Below are 16,838 nucleotides of genomic sequence, written 5' to 3' on the forward strand. Positions count from 1 at the left end.
TTGAAAAACGTACGGCCCGTACGCCCGCCTTCGGATCACCCCCGATTTCCGTACGTTTCGGACGTACATCCCGTACGGAGTGTACGGAAATCGACCCTCGATCAGTCGCCGCCCAAATCCTCCAGCGGGATGTGGCAGCGGATCGCATGTCCGCCCCCGGTTTCGCGCCAGGGTGGCGTTTCATTTTCGCAGGTAACCCCTTGTTTTCGTGTGCATCTTCGTTGAAAAGGGCAGCCCGTCGATGGTGGCGACAGCTCTACCACGTCCTCGGCCATCAACGTGGGCGCGACATCCGGATCCGGCTCCAGCACCGCGTTCAGCAGCACCGACGTATAGGGATGTGATTGATTTCCATAGACTTTTTCTGTGGGCCCGATCTCGCATAACCGCCCCTGATACAGCACCGCCACCCGGTCCGACAGCGCCCGGACAACTGCCAGATCATGGCTGACAAACACATAAGTTGTGTCTTTCATCTTCTTGAAATCATTCAAAAGTTCCAGCATCGCCGCTTGCACGGAAACATCCAGCGCCGAGGTAATCTCATCACACAGAACAATCTCCGGTTCCGCCGCAAACGCCCGCGCAATCGCCACCCGCTGTTTTTCACCCCCCGATAACTGCCCCGGTAGGCGATCCATGTAATGCGCGCCCAACCTGACCGTTTCCAATATCTCAACGCTACGCTCGGTCAGCGCCTGGCCACTCAGGCCGTCATATAACCGCAGGGGCTGGGCCAGGATTTCGGCCACCGTATGACGTGGGTTCAGACTGTCATCCGGGTTCTGGAAAATCATCTGAATGCGGCGCAATTGTTGCGGGCGGCGCTGCTCAACCATCGTCGGCAAGGCGTTGCCTTCTCCGACCGCAATCTGACCGCCTGCCGGGGGTAGCAACCCGGCCACGGCCTTGAGGATCGTGGACTTGCCAGAACCGGATTCACCAACCAGACCAAGGGTTTCCCCGCTGGCTACGGTTATTGAGATATCATCAACCGTAGGGATATCCTTGGCCGCGCCGCCAAAGAGCCGGTCCAGAAACCCGTGCGAGGCATAACTGATCGACACATCATCCAGCGACAGCGCAGGCTGCCCATCCGACCGGTGGTGCAGCGGGTCAGCGCCAGTACCGCCAGCGGCCAATGTGTGGGCATCGGCATGGCGGAAACATCGCGCCTGGCTGCCATTACCTGCGCCCATCAACGCTGGACGCTCGGCTTGGCATTGATCAACCACTAACGCACAGCGCGCAGCAAAGGCACAGCCTGCCCCACCCCCCCCGGGTGGCGGCGGGCGCCCGTCCAACGCCACTGGCAAATGCGTGTCACACAGCCGTGGAATCGACGCCAACAGCCCCCTGGCATAAGGATGCGCCGGATCTTTCAGCACCTCCGCCGTTGGCCCCTGCAACACGGCCTCACCGGCATACATCACCATGACCCGCTCACAGACCCGTGCAATGACGCCAAGATCGTGGCTGACATAGATCATCGCCATGTTCCGGTCGCGCGCAAGGTCCCGCAATAGTTCAAGAATATGCGCCTGCGTGGTCACATCCAGACCTGTGGTCGGCTCGTCCAAAAGCAGCGCATCAGGCTCTCCGGCAAGGGCCATTGCGATCGCAACCCGCTGCTGCTGACCGCCGGACAATTCATGCGGATAGCGGATAAAGATCGCTTCTGGGTCAGGCAGGCGCACCTGACCTAAAAGGTCAATGATTCTAGCGTGATAGGCGTCTTTTCCAAGGGTGCAATGCAGCTCAAGCGCCTCGGCCATTTGTGCGCCAATCCGCATTGTCGGCGTAAGCGACTGGCCCGAATTCTGTGGGATCAACCCCAACTGCCCCCCACGGATCGCCTCAAGCTCGCTGCGTTTGCGGGCAAACATATCCTCGCCATTGAAACAGACGCTACCGCCAATCACACGCAGCCCTTGCTTGAGAAACCCCATCGACGCCAGCGCCAGCGTGCTTTTGCCAGATCCACTTTCGCCAACAATTCCAATGCTTTCACCGCGACGGACGGTCAAATCGACGTTGCGCAGAACAGGAAGGGTTTTCCCGGTGCGCCCGGTAAAACCAATCGAGAGATCGCGAATGTCAATAATCGGCCGCGCCATTCAGACCACGGCCTTTCTGGCACGGTCGATACCCATCGCCTTGGCCAGCGCATCAGCCGTCAGGTTGATCCCGATAATCAAGGATGAAAGCGCAATGACTGGCGCCAGGACGCCCCAGGGTGCCAGGGGCATATAGGCCCGCGCGTCGGCAATCATCACTCCCCAATCCGGTGTGGGTGGCGCCACGCCAAAACCCAGAAAAGACAAGGATGAGAAGGCCAGCAACATCCATGACCACCGCATCGCCCCTTCTACCAGCATCGCATCACGCACGTTGGGCAGAAGCTCGCGCCAGACGATGCTCAGCCTGCTATGACCACGCGCCCGCGCAGCAAGCACGAAATCGCGGGCCACCACATCATGTGTTGCCGCCCGGATCACGCGAATGACAGGTATCCCGTAGAAAAATGCCAGCGTGGGCACCATCACCTCGTTGCCGGTGCCGAATATTGTGACCAAGACCAGCAAGGGCAACACGCCGGGTATGGATAAAAACGCGTCAACGACCCGCATCACCACCTCGTCTACCCGCCCACCGACAAGACCAAGCAGGATGCCCGTCATACCGCCCCAGAGCAGCGCGATAGGTGTCGCGATGCCGGTCACAAGCAGCGCGATCCGCCCACCCTGCAAGACCCGACTGAGGATGTCGCGCCCAAGATGATCGCTGCCCAACCAATGTTCCGCTGAGGGGGCTTCGAGGATCAACGAGGAATCCATCGACTTGAAATCGTAAGTGACCAACCACGGGCTGATCAGTGCCAGAATGATATGACCCAGAACCAGCGTCAGACCAATAGCCCCTGACGGGCGCGAGATGACGTCGCGCAGCACAACGCTGAAACGGCCAAGCCTGCGAGGGCCTTTGCTCTGCAAGGCGGTATCCGTCATTTGCGCCTCTGGCTCAACGTGCGCAGGCGCGGGTTGAGCAAGATGGTCAGCATATCCGCAATCAGATTGACCCCAACATAGGTGGCCGCCACGATCATCGCCAAGGCCTGCACCACCGGCAAGTCACGATCCGAGATCGCGTCGATCATCGTCCGGCCCAGACCGGGGTAATTGAACACCACTTCAACCACCACAACGCCGCCCAACAACCACGCAACGGTCAAGGCAACGACATTGATTGCGGGTAGCAGGGCGTTGGGTAGCGCATGTCGGAAAACGATCCGCCAGTAGGGCACACCTTTGAGCATCGCCATTTGCACGTAGTCGCTGGCCATCACTTCGATCACAGACGAGCGGACCATGCGCATGATATGAGCAATCATCACCATGGTCAGTACGACCGAGGCCAGAATGAATTCAGGGAAGAAATCAAGCGCCGGGGCATCGGCCGGGGTCAGCACGATGGCCGGCACCCAATCCAGCCAAATCGCAAAGATCAGGATCAACACGGTGGCTGATACGAATTCGGGAATTGTCATGGCAAAAATCGCACCGGTCGAGAATAGGATATCGACCCATTTGTCACGCCAAAGCCCTGTAATGACACCGAGAAAAATCGCCAGAGGGACACCAACCGCCAATGCGCCCGCCGCAAGCAGGAAGGAATTCTTGACCCGGTCGCCCACCAGTGAAGCGATACTTTTCTGGCCATCGGGCGATACACCAAAATCACCCCTGACCGCACCCGAAGCCCAATCGAGATAGCGCGTGACCGCAGGCTTATTGAGGCCCAGATCATTGCGGCAATTTTCAAGCAGCTTGCCTTGCGCATCGCGTTCAAGGAATGCTGTGCAGGCATCGCCGGGCAACGCTTCGACCCCGGCAAAGATGATAACCGACACGATCCATACGGTTGCGAACCCCAGGAAAAGTCGGCGCACAAGCATTCTCAACATGTATCAAGCACCGTATTGGCAGTAGAAGATCTCAGACAGCCCCCAGACTGCCCATTCGCGTTATCGCAACCCTAACCCGCTGATCTTCAGTGCGTCTAGGCATTTTGCATCACGTATCGTTCACAACCACTCGGCATAGCTTTTCATCCATTCGCATCGCAACGCGTCACCACGGCCCTCGAAGGTCTCTTCAAGGATGGTGTAGCGTGCCATCCGATCCGGTCGAAAGTTTCTGAAATCATCCCGCATTTCGCACCATGCACCAAGGATGATCGCCTCGGAATGATATACGATTGCAAAAGGTAAGATTGTCCGATTTGTCTCGGAACCGTTGCCATCACGATAGACGATCTCAAGCTTACGCTCTTGGCGAATGGCGGCTCGCAGGTCCGACAGGTCAATCCTGTCGGGCTCCTCCGGCCCCCAGGTCGACGAAAAAAGCGCGTCGCTCAACTGTGTCGCCTCGGACAGTTTACGACAGGCACGCCGACCTGCGGCCTTGAGCCCCTTGTCCCCGGTGCGGGCAATCATGGCCAGACCGACAGTGACGGCCTCGGCCTCTTCAATGTCAAAGTTGATCGGCGGCAGATCAAAACCGGGGCGCATGATATAGCCAATGCCCGCCGCCCCATCAATCGGCACGCGCATCGCCTGAAGCGAGGCGATATCGCGGTAAATTGTGCGTGGGGTCACTTCAAGTTCCTGCGCGATCTGGGCCGCAGTGCGGGGCTGGCAAGCGTTGCGCAGAAGCTGAATGATTTCGAACATGCGTGTTGATCGGGCCACCGACTATCCCTTCCTGAACTTGGGTGATCCTAACACAAGACTACTGACACATACATGTCAGTAGCGATTTGCTATCCCGACAACGGAAGCACCAACAGGAGAATTTCATGGCCGTTATTTCCACCCCCCAATCCTCGGTGCCGCTGTCACATATGTCCGGGGTCATTCTGGTTTGCATCTCGGCCTTTGTGTTCAGCACGGCTGGAATATTCACCAAAGCTGTCGACGCCAATGCCTGGTCGGTTATTTTCTGGCGCGGACTCGGCGCAGCCGTTTTGTCATTGGGCTATGTGATGATGCGCGGGGCTTTGAGGGATGAAGTGTCCCGGTTTGGCTGGACGGCGCTACTTGCCGCGATTGTTGTCGCATCGGGCACAGCGGCATTTATCCCTGCGTTCAAACTGACCACAGTGACCAACGTGGTTCTGATCTGGGCAACCGCACCCTTCGTCGCGGCTGCACTGGCCTGGCTCCTCATCGGAGAAAGGCCGGGATTGAAAATCATGCTGACCAGTCTGTTGGCGCTTGTCGGTGTCGGGCTGACACTACGTGGCTCTGTCGGATCCAGCCACCTAGCAGGCGACCTGCTGGCCATGTGGATGACCCTTATGATGGCCGTTTTCTACGTAATCTACCGCATCTGGCTCGATACCCCAACCGTGCTGCCGAATGTGCTTGCCTCAGTCATTCTGCTGGTGCCCGGCTGGTTCTTGGGAGCACCCTTGGCAACCAGCCAGCCAGAAATCGCTATCCTGCTGATCTTTGGTCTGGTCTTTGCCGTCGCCTCAATCACGCTGACCGAAGGCGCCCGCCGCATCCCCGCGGCGCAGACTGCCCTGTTGGGTGCTTTGGAGACACCACTGGCGCCGATCTGGGCCTGGCTGCTGCTGAGTGAACTGCCAACAGCCTGGGCAATCGCCGGTGGGATTCTGGTCTTGTTGGCCGTCATCTTGTCCCAACTTGATCGCAAAAAACTCACACAGAAATCCACGACGTAAGGAAAATCCATGGGTATCAAGACCGATAAACTAAACCGTAGCTTCCGCCATTTCATCGAAAAACAACCGTTATTTTTTGTGGCAACGGCCGCCCCGAAGGGACGTGTAAACATGTCACCTAAAGGGTTGGATTCGTTACGTATCTTGTCGGACACAAGGATCGTTTGGCTCAGTGTCAGTGGCAGCGGCAACGAAACCGCCGCGCATGTGCTTCAGAACGCTCGGATGACGCTGATGTTTTGCGCTTTCGAGGGTGACGCGCTGACGCTCAGGGTCTATGGCAATGCCCGCGTGATCCACCCTCGCGATGACGATTGGTCGCAATTGTATGGACAGTTTCCTGATTATGCCGGCGCGCGAAATATCTTCGATTTCAGCATAGATCTGGTCACGACGTCCTGCGGCACTGGGGTGCCGGAAATGGCCGTCAAACGTGGGCGGGCCGAGACAGAACTGGTGCCTTGGTATGCCAAGATGACCAAACCAGAACTAGAGGCGTTTTGGGCTAAAAAGAACACACTCAGCCTGGATGGTGATCCGACCGGCATCTAGAAAGCTTGCGCTGAACCGACGTGCAGCTAGGATGCGATGCTTGCCAACAGCATAAAAATTTGGACGGTTTCATGGTCGGTTACGAATACAAAATCATCCCCGCCCCCGCGAAGGGCCTGAAAGCGCCCGGCGTCAAAGGCCCTGAAGCGCGCTTTGCCAACGCGTTGGAACTCCGCATCAACGAACTGGCCAGCGAGGGATGGGAATACCAGCGCGCCGATATCCTTCCCAGCGAAGAACGGCAGGGGATTACATCGACACATACGGTCTATCGGTCAGTGCTGGTTTTTCGCCGGGCGCTTGCCGCGGACGTCCAGGACGAGGCGCCTTTGCCGGAAAATACGGCGGGTGGGGAAGCAGAGCACACCGAACCGGACGAGCAAGATCATAACAGTGATGCAGGCGACGGCGCCGAAGACGAAACCACGCCTGATGAAGCCGAGGAGGAAAAGAAGTCCGAATAACCCAAATTTACTTGGGGTCGGTAAGAATAGTAATTTCCTAAATAATCACAAATGACTAACACCTTTCGGCTCCACTCGAAGCCGTGCGATTTCTCGCTGAAACCATTAAATTTTTATCTCCTGCCCCCTTCTCATTGCCGCGTTTTGGCTTAAACTCTCTTCTCCGAGTCGCAAAGGTGTTCCAATGTCCAAGTCTGATCCCTTCGGTTTTGATATGTCCGTTTCGTCCGCGAAAAAAAAGAACCCGCGCGGGCGCCGGGGCATGTCGGGCGCGTCTGAGACATCTGTCAGGGTTTGCGAGCATGATGGATGCACCGAGGCTGGGAAATATCGGGCGCCGAAAGCACCGGACGTTCTGGACGAATTTCACTGGTTTTGCAAAGACCATGTGCGCGAATACAATCTGAAATGGAACTTCTTCCACGGCACCACCGAGGCCGAGATGAACGCTCAAATGTCAAAGGACAAGGTCTGGGAGAGAGAGACCAAGTCTTTTTCCGATCCCGAAGCAAAGGCATGGGCGAGATTGGGGATCGAGGATCCGCATCAGGTGCTGGGGGGGAATGCCACGCAAAATCCGGGACGGGGTACGACCGGCACCCGCAAGCTGCCCCCGACAGAACGTCAGGCCATTGATATTCTGGAGGCCAAGGATCATTGGACCAAGGCGGAAATTCGTAAATCTTACAAGGCGTTGATCAAGATACTTCATCCTGACATCAATGGCGGAGACCGCAGTCAGGAAGAACAGTTGCAGCAGGTCGTCTGGGCTTGGGATCAGATCAAGGCCAGCCGCAATTTCAAGTAAACCGGGTGGGCTGGGCCACACGCTCCATTGTGTAAACTCCGTACGTTTTGTACGTGCGAAACGTACGTAACACGTAGCGTGGCGCGACGATGGGTAACTTGATCGAGCGTGCCGAAAAATCCGGTCAGGATTTCGTCATCTTGCGCAGAACCAGAAAGGTCATCATCCCCAGCGGCGGGATCTGTCGTTGCTCTTCGACAGACAGCACCTTTTCGCCCAGGATGGTCTCAATCTCGAAATCCGAATGCCAGCCGATCGTGTTGGCAAAGGGCGCAGATATCCGTTCAAGTGCGGCGAGAACACCCTTGGTGCGGACAAAATGGTTGGTGACCACAACCTTGCCACCGGGTTTGCAGACGCGGGCGATCTCGGACATTACGCGCTCGGGCTCGGGCACGACCGAGAGGACATGCATCGCCGCGATGGTATCGAAACTGGCATCGGGAAAATCAAGATCGCGGGCATCCATCTGGCGCAGGTCGACCACATGGGACAAGCCCTGTTTTCGCACTTTCTTTTGCGCCTTCTCCAGCATCTGATCGCTGAAATCTATCCCGGTCACCCGCAGATCGGATTTGTAGCGTTCCAGTGACAACCCGGTGCCGACACCGACCTCAAGCACGCTTCCGGAACCGCTGTTGATGTAATCGACGGCCTGACGGCGCCCAAAACTGGTAAGCACGCCGAAGGTTTTGTCATAGACAGGGGCCCAGCGGGCATAGGACGTCTGAACAGCTTTGATGTCCATTTACTTTCCTTTGCTGAAAATAGACTTCTTGTTCTTGATCAGCGCCCAGATAACCACCACCACATAGCCAAGGCAGATGGCGACCAGCGTGGTCCAGGCATAGGTCAGGACGGCGGCGCCGACAAAGGCGAAACCAACCAGAAAATACTTGACGTTTTCGCGGGAAATCCTGGTGGTCTTGAAAGACCAGGTCGGGATATGGCTGATCATCAGGAACCCGACAGACACCATGTGCAGGCAGATGATCACATCCGGCAAGAGCCGCGAATTGGTAAAAGCAAAAGACACATACATCGGAAACATGACCAGGAGCGCCCCAGCCGGTGACGGGACACCCACGAAATAGGACCGATCCGGGCTTTCATCCGAGGATTTTCCGCTGACATTGAAGCGCGCCAGCCGGATCACGCAGCAGACGGCAAAAAGCAGCACCGCGATCCACGCCCCGCGCATATCCTGCAAGGCCCAAAAATAGAGCACCAGTGGCGGTGCCACACCGAAATTCAGGAAATCGGCCAGTGAATCCAGCTCGGCCCCCATCTTGCTGTCAGCACCAAGACGCCGGGCCAGCCTGCCATCGAGACCATCCAGAATGGCGGCCGCCAGAATAAGCTGTGCCGCAAGCGTATAGTGCCCCTGCACGCCAAAGCGGATCGCCGAGAGGCCCGCACAGATCGCCGCGATGGTCAGCATGTTTGGCAACAGCTGGATCAGCGCGAGTTCAGAATGCGGTCTGTCGGGTCGCTTGTTCATGGGATTGTTGGCCTATACCTCTTTCTTGTTCGTCAGAACGGCGATCACGGTTTCGCCCGCCACCATCGTCTGACCCACACTGACAAGCGGATCGACGCCTTTGGGCAGGTAAACATCAAGCCGTGAGCCAAACCGGATCAGGCCAAAGCGTTCGCCCGCATTGAGAACCGCCTGCGGCTGCACGAAACATACGATCCGTCGGGCCACCAGCCCCGCGATCTGCACAACGGCGACATCGCGCCCATCTGGCATCTCGATGCAAAGGCTGTTGCGTTCGTTATCGGCGCTGGCCTTGTCCAGTGAGGCATTGAAAAACTTGCCTGGACGGTAAGCCACCGCCTTGACCGTACCGGCGACCGGCGCACGGTTTACGTGGCAGTTGAAGACATTCATGAAGACGCTGACGCGGGTCAGCGCCTCATCCGGCATGCCCAGTTCTGCGGGCGGAACCGCCTCTTCGATCAGTGAGATGATGCCATCCGCAGGGCTGACGATCAGACCGGGCCGATTTGGTGTCACCCGTTCGGGGTCGCGAAAGAAGTAGTAACACCAGACGGTCAGCCCAACGCCGATCCAGCCCAGGAAATCCGAAATCAGGAACAGGCCCAGCGTGATCGCGGCGAAAATCGCAACAAACCTGATGCCTTCGCGGTGCATCGGTTTGACGAATGTGCTGAGCATATCCATTGCATTCTTTCCCTTGCGGCAGCGACGGGCACACTCATAGGTCTATTGGCGTTGAGTGCAAGGGCATTCACGCGAGAGCCCGGCGTTTGCCCGCCAGTGGCGGACGCCCACGCCCTGCCCCGCCCGGCCAGCGGCGGTGCCGACACTCAAAAGAAAGCAGCCTTCGCGTCGGAAAACGGAAGGCCGCAATAATTATTCAGGGTGGGGACAACCCGCGCCTGGTTCAGGCTTCTTTGAACACCAGCGACACGCCGTTCAGGCAATGGCGTTTGCCGGTGGGGGCCGGGCCATCATCAAAGATATGCCCCAAATGGCTGCCACAGCGGCGGCAATGCACCTCGGTGCGCACCGAAAAGAGCTTGCGGTCTTCCTTGGTGCCAACCGCATTGGGCAGCGATTGGTAAAAGCTGGGCCAGCCGGTGCCGCTGTCGAATTTATGCTTGGACGAATAGATCGGCAGGTCGCAGCCACGGCAGTGATAGGTGCCGTCCGAATAGATCTTGTCCAGCGGTGAACTGCCGGCGCGTTCGGTACCTTCCTCGCGCATGACCTTGTATTGCAGATCATTCAGCATGGCGCGCCATTCGGCCTCGCTGCGGGTCACTTCAAAAGTGCCGGCGGCATCCGCGCGCAGGCCCAGGGTGATGGCGGTCCCGGTTGTCAGGACCGACAGGATGAAATGTCGACGGTGCATATCGAAGCTCCTCTTAAGTTGATTGGAATGTGAGGGTTGCGGGGCTATTGCGCAACAAACTCTGCCGCAAATTCGCGTGATAAACGTTACAAATTCGCGGGTGATCCGGGGGATTAAGTCGCATTTTCGTGTGGGTCCTTTGGGTTTCCGGGTCGTTACCTGGCGTCAGAAAAAGATACGGAGCGCCGATGGGAATAGTTTCAACCATTTTCGATCGACCATTCCCACGCCAAAGGATTGTGTCCCCTGGCGCAGTACAACAATCGTCCTAATTCCAAAACTGGTCGCCCGTTTGGCCGAAAACTGGACCTAACCGGGGATGCGGCGGGGCCTTATCAAATAGACGCAGAGTGTTCCCCGTTCCCCTTGCTCTTGGTTGCGAATTCAGGCACGAGGGGCGCGACAGAAAAGACCCGATTGAAGGAGCCCTGCGATGGCTGACGGTACGATTGACATGAATGCAAAACCCACCGAAGAAATTTCGGTGCGCGAGGTTTTCGGCATTGATACGGACATGATCGTCAAGGGCTTTGCCGAGAAGACCGACCGGGTGCCGGATTTCGACAGCACCTACAAGTTCGATCCCGACACCACGCTGTCGATCCTGGCCGGGTTTTCCCATAATCGGCGGGTGATGATCCAGGGCTATCACGGCACCGGCAAATCGACCCATATCGAGCAGGTTGCCGCACGGCTGAACTGGCCGGCGGTGCGCGTGAACCTTGACAGTCACATCAGCCGGATCGACCTGATCGGCAAGGACGCGATCAAGCTGCGCGACGGCAAACAGGTGACCGAATTCCACGAGGGCATCCTGCCCTGGGCGCTGCGCAATCCCGTCGCCATCGTGTTCGACGAATATGATGCGGGCCGGGCGGACGTGATGTTCGTCATCCAGCGCGTGCTGGAGCATGATGGCAAGCTGACGCTGCTGGACCAGAATGAGATCATCACGCCGAACCCGAATTTCCGGCTTTTCGCGACCTCGAACACCGTGGGTCTGGGCGACACGACCGGACTTTATCACGGGGTGCAGCAGATCAACCAGGCGCAGATGGACCGCTGGTCGATGGTGGCCACGCTGAATTATCTCAGCCACGACGCGGAAACCGCCATCGTGATCGCCAAGAACCCGCTTTTCAACAACGAGAAGGGCCGCAAGACGATCTCCCAGATGGTGACCGTCGCTGATCTCACCCGCACCGCGTTCATGAATGGCGAGCTTTCGACCGTGATGAGCCCCCGGACCGTGATCAACTGGGCGCAGAACACCCATATCTTCCGCAACGTGGGCTATGCTTTCCGCCTCACCTTCCTCAACAAATGCGACGAATTGGAACGCCAGACCGTGGCCGAATTCTACCAGCGCTGCTTTGACGAGGAACTGCCGGAAAGCGCGGCGAGCATGAGCCTGGGATAACGGACACGCTCGCCCTATCTCGCGAGGTAAGGCATGCATATTGGACTGATCGGCGGTATCGGTGTGGCAGCGACGGTGGTGTATTACCAGCGGCTGGCGGCGACTGTGGCGGCAAAGGGTCAAAAGCTTGACCTGACCATCGTGCAGGCAGATGCGCCGACGTTGGTGAAGAACAACCGCGAGGATAATCGCGCGGGACAGGCCGAGATCTATGCCAGACTGATTGACCGGTTGAAGACCGCGGGGGCAGATTGCGCTGCGATCACCTCTCTTGGCGGACATTTCTGCTATTATGAGACAGTGGCACGCTCGTCTCTGCCTCTGGTCTCGGGCGTTACCCCTCTCGACAGCTATTTCGCCAGTCAGGGGCTCAAGCGTGTGGGCCTTCTGGGCACGCGGGTGGTGATGGCCACCAAGCTTTATGGTCAGCTCAGCCAGACCGACGCCGTGGCCATCGAAGATGAGCTGGACGAGCTGGGGCAGCGTTATATCGACATGGCATTGGCCGGTGCTGCCACCGATGCGGATCGCAGCTATTTCCTGGACGCCGGACAGCGCCTGACCGACGATCAAGGAGCTGACGCGGTTATACTGGCCGGCACCGATCTGAACCTTGCCTTTGACGGGCATACCCCCGACTATCGCGTGATCGACGCGCTTGAAGTGCATGTGGACCTGCTGGCGCGCCTTGCCTGCGACGAGATTGGTCTGGACGAGCTGGAGACCGCCCGATGAAGAAGCCCAACGACAACCCCGCCGATCCGTTCAAGAAGGCACTGGCCGAGGCGACCAAGGTCATGGCTGACGACAGTGAATTGTCGGTGACCTATTCGGTCGATCCCGCGGGCCTTAGCGGTGACGCGATGCGCCTGCCTCAGGTCAGCCGCCGGATGACGCGCGAGGAAGTTCTGTTGGCCCGTGGCACGGCGGATGCGCTGGCGCTGCGGCACAAGTATCATGATGACGCCGTGAATGCGCGGTACAACCCGCAAGGGCAGATGGCGCAGGAACTATATGACGCGATGGAAACCGCGCGCTGCGAGGCGGTGGGCGCACGCGTCATGCCCGGCACGGCAAGCAATATCGACAGCAAGATCGAAGCCGAAGCACTGCGTCTTGGCTATGATCAGGTCAATGAAGCCTCGCAGGTGCCGCTGCCGACCGCGGCGGGCTATCTGATCCGGCATCTGGCGACCGGGCGCGACCTGCCGCCTGCCGCGCAGAACGTGATGGAACTGTGGCAGGGGTTCATCGAGCAGGAGGCCGGCGGCACGCTGGAAAGCCTGCAAGACATCCTGTCCGATCAGACTCAGTTCGCCAAATTCGCCCGCCAGATCATCGAGGACCTGGGCTATGGCGACCAGCTTGGCGATGATCCGGATAATCTGGATGATGACGAAGAGGATGAGGCCGAGGACAACGGCGAAGAGCAGGAAGAACCCGATAGCACCGGCGAAGATGACGGCGACGAGGATCAGGCGGATGCCGACCCCGAGCAGTCTCAGGATGATCAGCAGGACCAGAGCCAGGCGCAGGTCAGCATGGATGACATGGCCGATCAGGAGATGGGCGACGAGACCGAGCTGCCCGAGGGCGAGGCCCCGCTGGAACCCCCTGCCCCGCAGCCGATTTCGGACGCGGACCCGGATTACACCGTCTATTCCACCGAGTTCGACGAGGAGATCAACGCCGAAGACCTGGCCGAACCGGTCGAGCTGGAACGTTTACGCGCCTATCTGGATCAACAGCTTGAACCGCTGAAAGGCGCCGTGAGCCGTTTGGCCAACAAGTTGCAGCGCCGGTTGCAGGCCAAGCAGAACCGGAGCTGGGAATTTGATCTGGAAGAAGGCACGCTGGACGCCGGACGTCTGGCGCGCGTAGTGGCAAATCCGACCACGCCGCTAAGCTTCAAGATTGAGAAGGATACCGAATTCCGCGACACGGTGGTCACATTGTTGCTGGATAATTCAGGTTCCATGCGCGGGCGGCCGATTTCCATTGCCGCGATCTGTGCCGATGTTCTGGCGCGCACGCTGGAACGCTGCAATGTCAAGGTCGAGATTCTGGGCTTTACCACCCGCGCCTGGAAAGGTGGGCAAAGCCGCGAGAACTGGCTTGGCAACGGGCGGCCTCAACTGCCCGGTCGCTTGAATGATCTGCGCCACATCATCTACAAATCCGCCGATGCACCGATGCGCCGGACCCGTCAGAACCTTGGTCTGATGATGAAAGAAGGCCTGCTGAAGGAAAATATCGACGGTGAGGCGCTGGAATGGGCGCACCGGCGAATGGTAATGCGGCGCGAGTCGCGCAAGATCCTGATGGTGATTTCCGATGGTGCGCCGGTGGATGATAGCACCTTGTCGGTGAACCCTGCCAACTATCTGGAGAAGCACCTGCGCGATGTGATCGCGATGGTCGAGAAACGCCGCCAGGTCGAACTGCTGGCCATCGGCATCGGCCATGACGTGACGCGGTACTATAACCGCGCGGTCACGATCACCGATGTGGATCAGCTTGCCGGAGCCATGACCGAACAGCTTGCCGCGCTCTTTGACAGCGATCCGCGTGCGCGTGCCCGGGTGATGGGGATAAAACGGGCAAGTTAGACAGTCCGTTCGCAGCGGCGGCCTGCTCGCTGATCTCCGAAACCCGATCAACTCCCTCCTGCGCTCTGGTCATTCTGCGGCATCTGAGACAGAAATGGGCGACAGCTACAAAACGGGATGCCGCGCCATGTTTCAATCCTTTGACGATACCGCAAACCCAGAGGCGGGTCCGGCCCGGTTAGCCGAACTGCGCGAGGTAATGCAGGCCGAGGGGCTTTCGGGGTTTCTGGTGCCACGCGCGGATGCCCATCAGGGGGAATACGTGGCCGAACGCGATGCCCGCCTGGCCTGGCTGACGGGATTCACCGGGTCTGCCGGGTTCTGCGTGGTGCTGCCGGATATCGCCGGGGTCTTTGTTGACGGGCGCTACCGGGTTCAGGTCAAGGTCCAGGTCGATACCGCGCATTTCACACCGGTGGACTGGCCCGAGGTGAAACCAGCCGCCTGGCTGAAAGAGCATCTGCCCGGTGGCCGCACAATCGGGTTTGACCCCTGGCTTTATACCGCTGAGCAGATCGAAACGCTGGAAAAAGGTCTGGGCGAAAGCGGGATTACCCTGCGGCCCTGTGACAACCTGATCGATCGTATCTGGCCCGAACAACCTGCTGCGCCAAAGGGGCTGATCAGCCCCTACCCGGTAGAATTCGCTGGCCGCGACCATGCTGAGAAACGCGCGGAAATGGCGGCTGACCTGCAACGGGCAGGACATAAGGCGGCGGTGATCACCCTGCCCGATTCAATTGCCTGGGCGCTGAACATCCGGGGGCGTGACATCCCGCGCAACCCTGTGGCGCATGCCTTTGCGATCCTGCATGACACGGGCCTTCTGACCCTCTTTGTCGATGCGGCCAAGCTGGATGACACCGTTCGCACGCATCTGGGTGCGGATGTTGCGATAGAACCGGTCGAAGGGTTCAGCGCCGCTTTGCGCGATCTCAGCGGCCCGGTGCGGCTGGATAAGGGGTGGGTGCCGGTCTGGGTGGTGCAACAGCTTGACGACGCAGGGGTGGTACATGACTGGGGCGATGAACCCCCGATCCTGCCCAAGGCCTGCAAACATCAGGCCGAAATCGCCGCCACCCGAGAGGCGCATCTGCGCGACGGGGCGGCATTGTGCGAATTCCTGACATGGTTCGATGCCCAGGCCCCCGACACGATCACCGAAATCGACGTGGTCACCCGATTGGAGGCATGCCGCGCCGCCACCGGTAAGCTTTTGGACATCAGCTTTGACACCATCGCCGGCAGTGGCCCGCATGGTGCGCTGGCGCATTACCGGGTGACGCATAAAACCAACCGAACGCTGGAAAATGGCGATCTGCTGGTGCTGGATGGCGGCGGGCAATACCTGGACGGCACCACCGACATCACCCGTACCCTGCCCGTAGGCGATGTCGGGCAGGACGAAAGCGCCGCCTTTACCCGCGTATTACAGGGGATGATCGCGATCAGCCGGCTGCGCTGGCCCGAAGGGTTGGCCGGGCGCGATCTGGATGCGATTGCGCGCTATCCGCTGTGGCTGGCCGATCAGGACTATGCCCACGGGACCGGCCACGGTGTCGGCGTGGCACTTTGTGTGCACGAAGGCCCGCAACGGCTGTCGCGGATCAGCCATGTACCGTTCAAACCCGGGATGATCGTGTCGAACGAGCCCGGCTATTACCGCGAAGGGGCGTTTGGCATCCGCATCGAAAACCTGGTTGTAGTCACCCCCGCAGAAACAGTTTCAGGGGGTGATCAGACCGGAAAACTATGTTTCGAAACGCTCAACTGGGTGCCGATTGACCGGCGGTTGATCGACGTTGAGATGCTGAGTGACCCGGAGCGCAAATGGCTGAACGACTACCACGCCACGTGTCGCGAAAAGATCGGACCCCGCCTTTCAGAGGCTGCGGCGAATTGGCTGGATCAGGCCACTGCCCCCCTGTAGAATTTTGGTGTACAACTGCATCCAAAGAGACGCAGAATGAGATCGAACGGGAGAGAATGATGACGGATATCCGGATACGCAAGGCCGATGGGGTATGGACAGTGCGCGCGGGTGGCGCGGTGCTGGCCGAAAGCAAGAACGCGCTTGAGCTGAGCCAGGGCGACTATCCGGCCGTGATCTATTTCCCGAGGGACGACATTGCGATGGCGTTTCTGGATGAAACCGATCACAGCAGCCATTGCCCGCATAAGGGGGATGCCAGCTATTTTTCGATCATAACCAAAAGCCAAACGCTCAAAAATGCCGCGTGGTCCTATGAGAATCCGAAAAGTGATGTGGCCCGTATCAAGGACCATCTGGCATTCTATCCGAGCGACACGGTAGCTGTGGAACAAATCTAAGCAGACGGCCAGTTCTGCGCGACA

17 protein-coding genes are annotated in these 16,838 nt (G+C 58.6%); 9 read left to right on the plus strand and 8 right to left on the minus strand.

Features of this window, described 5'->3' with window-relative positions:
* Nucleotides 1-101 precede the first annotated feature (101 nt).
* From Q1B27_RS18075 to Q1B27_RS18090, 4 genes are all read right to left on the minus strand, one after another.
* On the minus strand, nt 102-2,117 hold the full coding sequence (locus tag Q1B27_RS18075) for an ABC transporter ATP-binding protein (RefSeq protein ID WP_299849577.1): 2,016 nt from the start codon (nt 2,115-2,117) through the stop codon (nt 102-104).
* Nucleotides 2,118-3,008 carry an ABC transporter permease gene (locus Q1B27_RS18080; RefSeq protein WP_299849579.1) on the minus strand — a complete coding sequence of 297 codons (891 nt, stop codon included), beginning with the start codon at nt 3,006-3,008 and terminating at the stop codon, nt 2,118-2,120.
* The gene (locus tag Q1B27_RS18085; protein WP_299849581.1) at nt 3,005-3,964 is read right to left on the minus strand and encodes an ABC transporter permease; all 960 of its coding nucleotides are present in this window, start codon (nt 3,962-3,964) and stop codon (nt 3,005-3,007) included. Before Q1B27_RS18085 ends, Q1B27_RS18080 begins: the two co-directional genes overlap by 4 nt.
* A 120-nt stretch (nt 3,965-4,084) precedes the next feature.
* A complete protein-coding gene (locus Q1B27_RS18090; protein WP_299849584.1) occupies nt 4,085-4,750 on the minus strand; it encodes a YafY family protein in 666 nt (221 codons plus the stop codon).
* A gap of 107 nt (nt 4,751-4,857) precedes the next feature.
* Between Q1B27_RS18090 and Q1B27_RS18095 the strand changes: the two genes are divergently transcribed.
* The 4 genes from Q1B27_RS18095 (at nt 4,858) to Q1B27_RS18110 (ending at nt 7,572) form a co-directional block, all read left to right on the plus strand.
* Entirely contained in the window at nt 4,858-5,748 is an 891-nt protein-coding gene (locus Q1B27_RS18095) for a DMT family transporter (RefSeq protein WP_299849586.1), read from the plus strand.
* 9 nt (nt 5,749-5,757) lie between these two features.
* Nucleotides 5,758-6,300, plus strand: coding sequence for a pyridoxamine 5'-phosphate oxidase family protein (locus Q1B27_RS18100; RefSeq protein ID WP_299849588.1), 543 nt, complete (start codon nt 5,758-5,760; stop codon nt 6,298-6,300).
* Nucleotides 6,301-6,371: 71 nt separating this feature from the next.
* Nucleotides 6,372-6,764 carry a DUF4177 domain-containing protein gene (locus Q1B27_RS18105; protein WP_299849590.1) on the plus strand — a complete coding sequence of 131 codons (393 nt, stop codon included), beginning with the start codon at nt 6,372-6,374 and terminating at the stop codon, nt 6,762-6,764.
* Between the two features lie 184 nt (nt 6,765-6,948).
* Nucleotides 6,949-7,572, plus strand: a complete 624-nt coding sequence (locus Q1B27_RS18110) for a DnaJ domain-containing protein (protein ID WP_299849592.1) — start codon at nt 6,949-6,951, stop codon at nt 7,570-7,572.
* Between the two features lie 124 nt (nt 7,573-7,696).
* Here the strand turns inward: Q1B27_RS18110 and Q1B27_RS18115 are convergent, their stop codons facing one another.
* From Q1B27_RS18115 to msrB, 4 genes are all read right to left on the minus strand, one after another.
* Nucleotides 7,697-8,320 (minus strand): class I SAM-dependent methyltransferase, encoded by a 624-nt coding sequence (locus Q1B27_RS18115; RefSeq protein WP_299849594.1) that lies wholly within the window; start codon nt 8,318-8,320, stop codon nt 7,697-7,699.
* Nucleotides 8,321-9,073, minus strand: coding sequence for a CDP-diacylglycerol--serine O-phosphatidyltransferase (gene pssA / locus Q1B27_RS18120; protein ID WP_299849596.1), 753 nt, complete (start codon nt 9,071-9,073; stop codon nt 8,321-8,323).
* 12 nt (nt 9,074-9,085) lie between these two features.
* Nucleotides 9,086-9,760, minus strand: a complete 675-nt coding sequence (locus tag Q1B27_RS18125; RefSeq protein WP_299849599.1) for a phosphatidylserine decarboxylase — start codon at nt 9,758-9,760, stop codon at nt 9,086-9,088.
* Between the two features lie 223 nt (nt 9,761-9,983).
* Nucleotides 9,984-10,454 carry a peptide-methionine (R)-S-oxide reductase MsrB gene (msrB, locus tag Q1B27_RS18130; RefSeq protein WP_299849601.1) on the minus strand — a complete coding sequence of 157 codons (471 nt, stop codon included), beginning with the start codon at nt 10,452-10,454 and terminating at the stop codon, nt 9,984-9,986.
* A 433-nt stretch (nt 10,455-10,887) separates the two neighbouring features.
* Between msrB and cobS the strand changes: the two genes are divergently transcribed.
* From cobS to Q1B27_RS18155, 5 genes are all read left to right on the plus strand, one after another.
* On the plus strand, nt 10,888-11,874 hold the full coding sequence (cobS, locus tag Q1B27_RS18135; protein ID WP_299849603.1) for a cobaltochelatase subunit CobS: 987 nt from the start codon (nt 10,888-10,890) through the stop codon (nt 11,872-11,874).
* Nucleotides 11,875-11,907: 33 nt separating this feature from the next.
* Nucleotides 11,908-12,609 (plus strand): aspartate/glutamate racemase family protein, encoded by a 702-nt coding sequence (locus tag Q1B27_RS18140; protein WP_299849606.1) that lies wholly within the window; start codon nt 11,908-11,910, stop codon nt 12,607-12,609.
* Nucleotides 12,606-14,483 (plus strand): cobaltochelatase subunit CobT, encoded by a 1,878-nt coding sequence (gene cobT, locus Q1B27_RS18145; RefSeq protein ID WP_299849608.1) that lies wholly within the window; start codon nt 12,606-12,608, stop codon nt 14,481-14,483. The genes Q1B27_RS18140 and cobT overlap by 4 nt, the downstream gene beginning before the upstream one ends.
* A gap of 127 nt (nt 14,484-14,610) precedes the next feature.
* Complete coding sequence (locus Q1B27_RS18150; RefSeq protein WP_299849990.1) at nt 14,611-16,413, plus strand: aminopeptidase P family protein; 1,803 nt, start codon at nt 14,611-14,613, stop codon at nt 16,411-16,413.
* Nucleotides 16,414-16,469: 56 nt separating this feature from the next.
* Entirely contained in the window at nt 16,470-16,814 is a 345-nt protein-coding gene (locus Q1B27_RS18155; RefSeq protein WP_299849610.1) for a DUF427 domain-containing protein, read from the plus strand.
* The last annotated feature ends 24 nt before the right edge of the window (nt 16,815-16,838 follow it).

It is taken from the genome of uncultured Roseovarius sp. (assembly GCF_947489715.1).
In the GTDB taxonomy this organism is placed as follows: domain Bacteria; phylum Pseudomonadota; class Alphaproteobacteria; order Rhodobacterales; family Rhodobacteraceae; genus Roseovarius.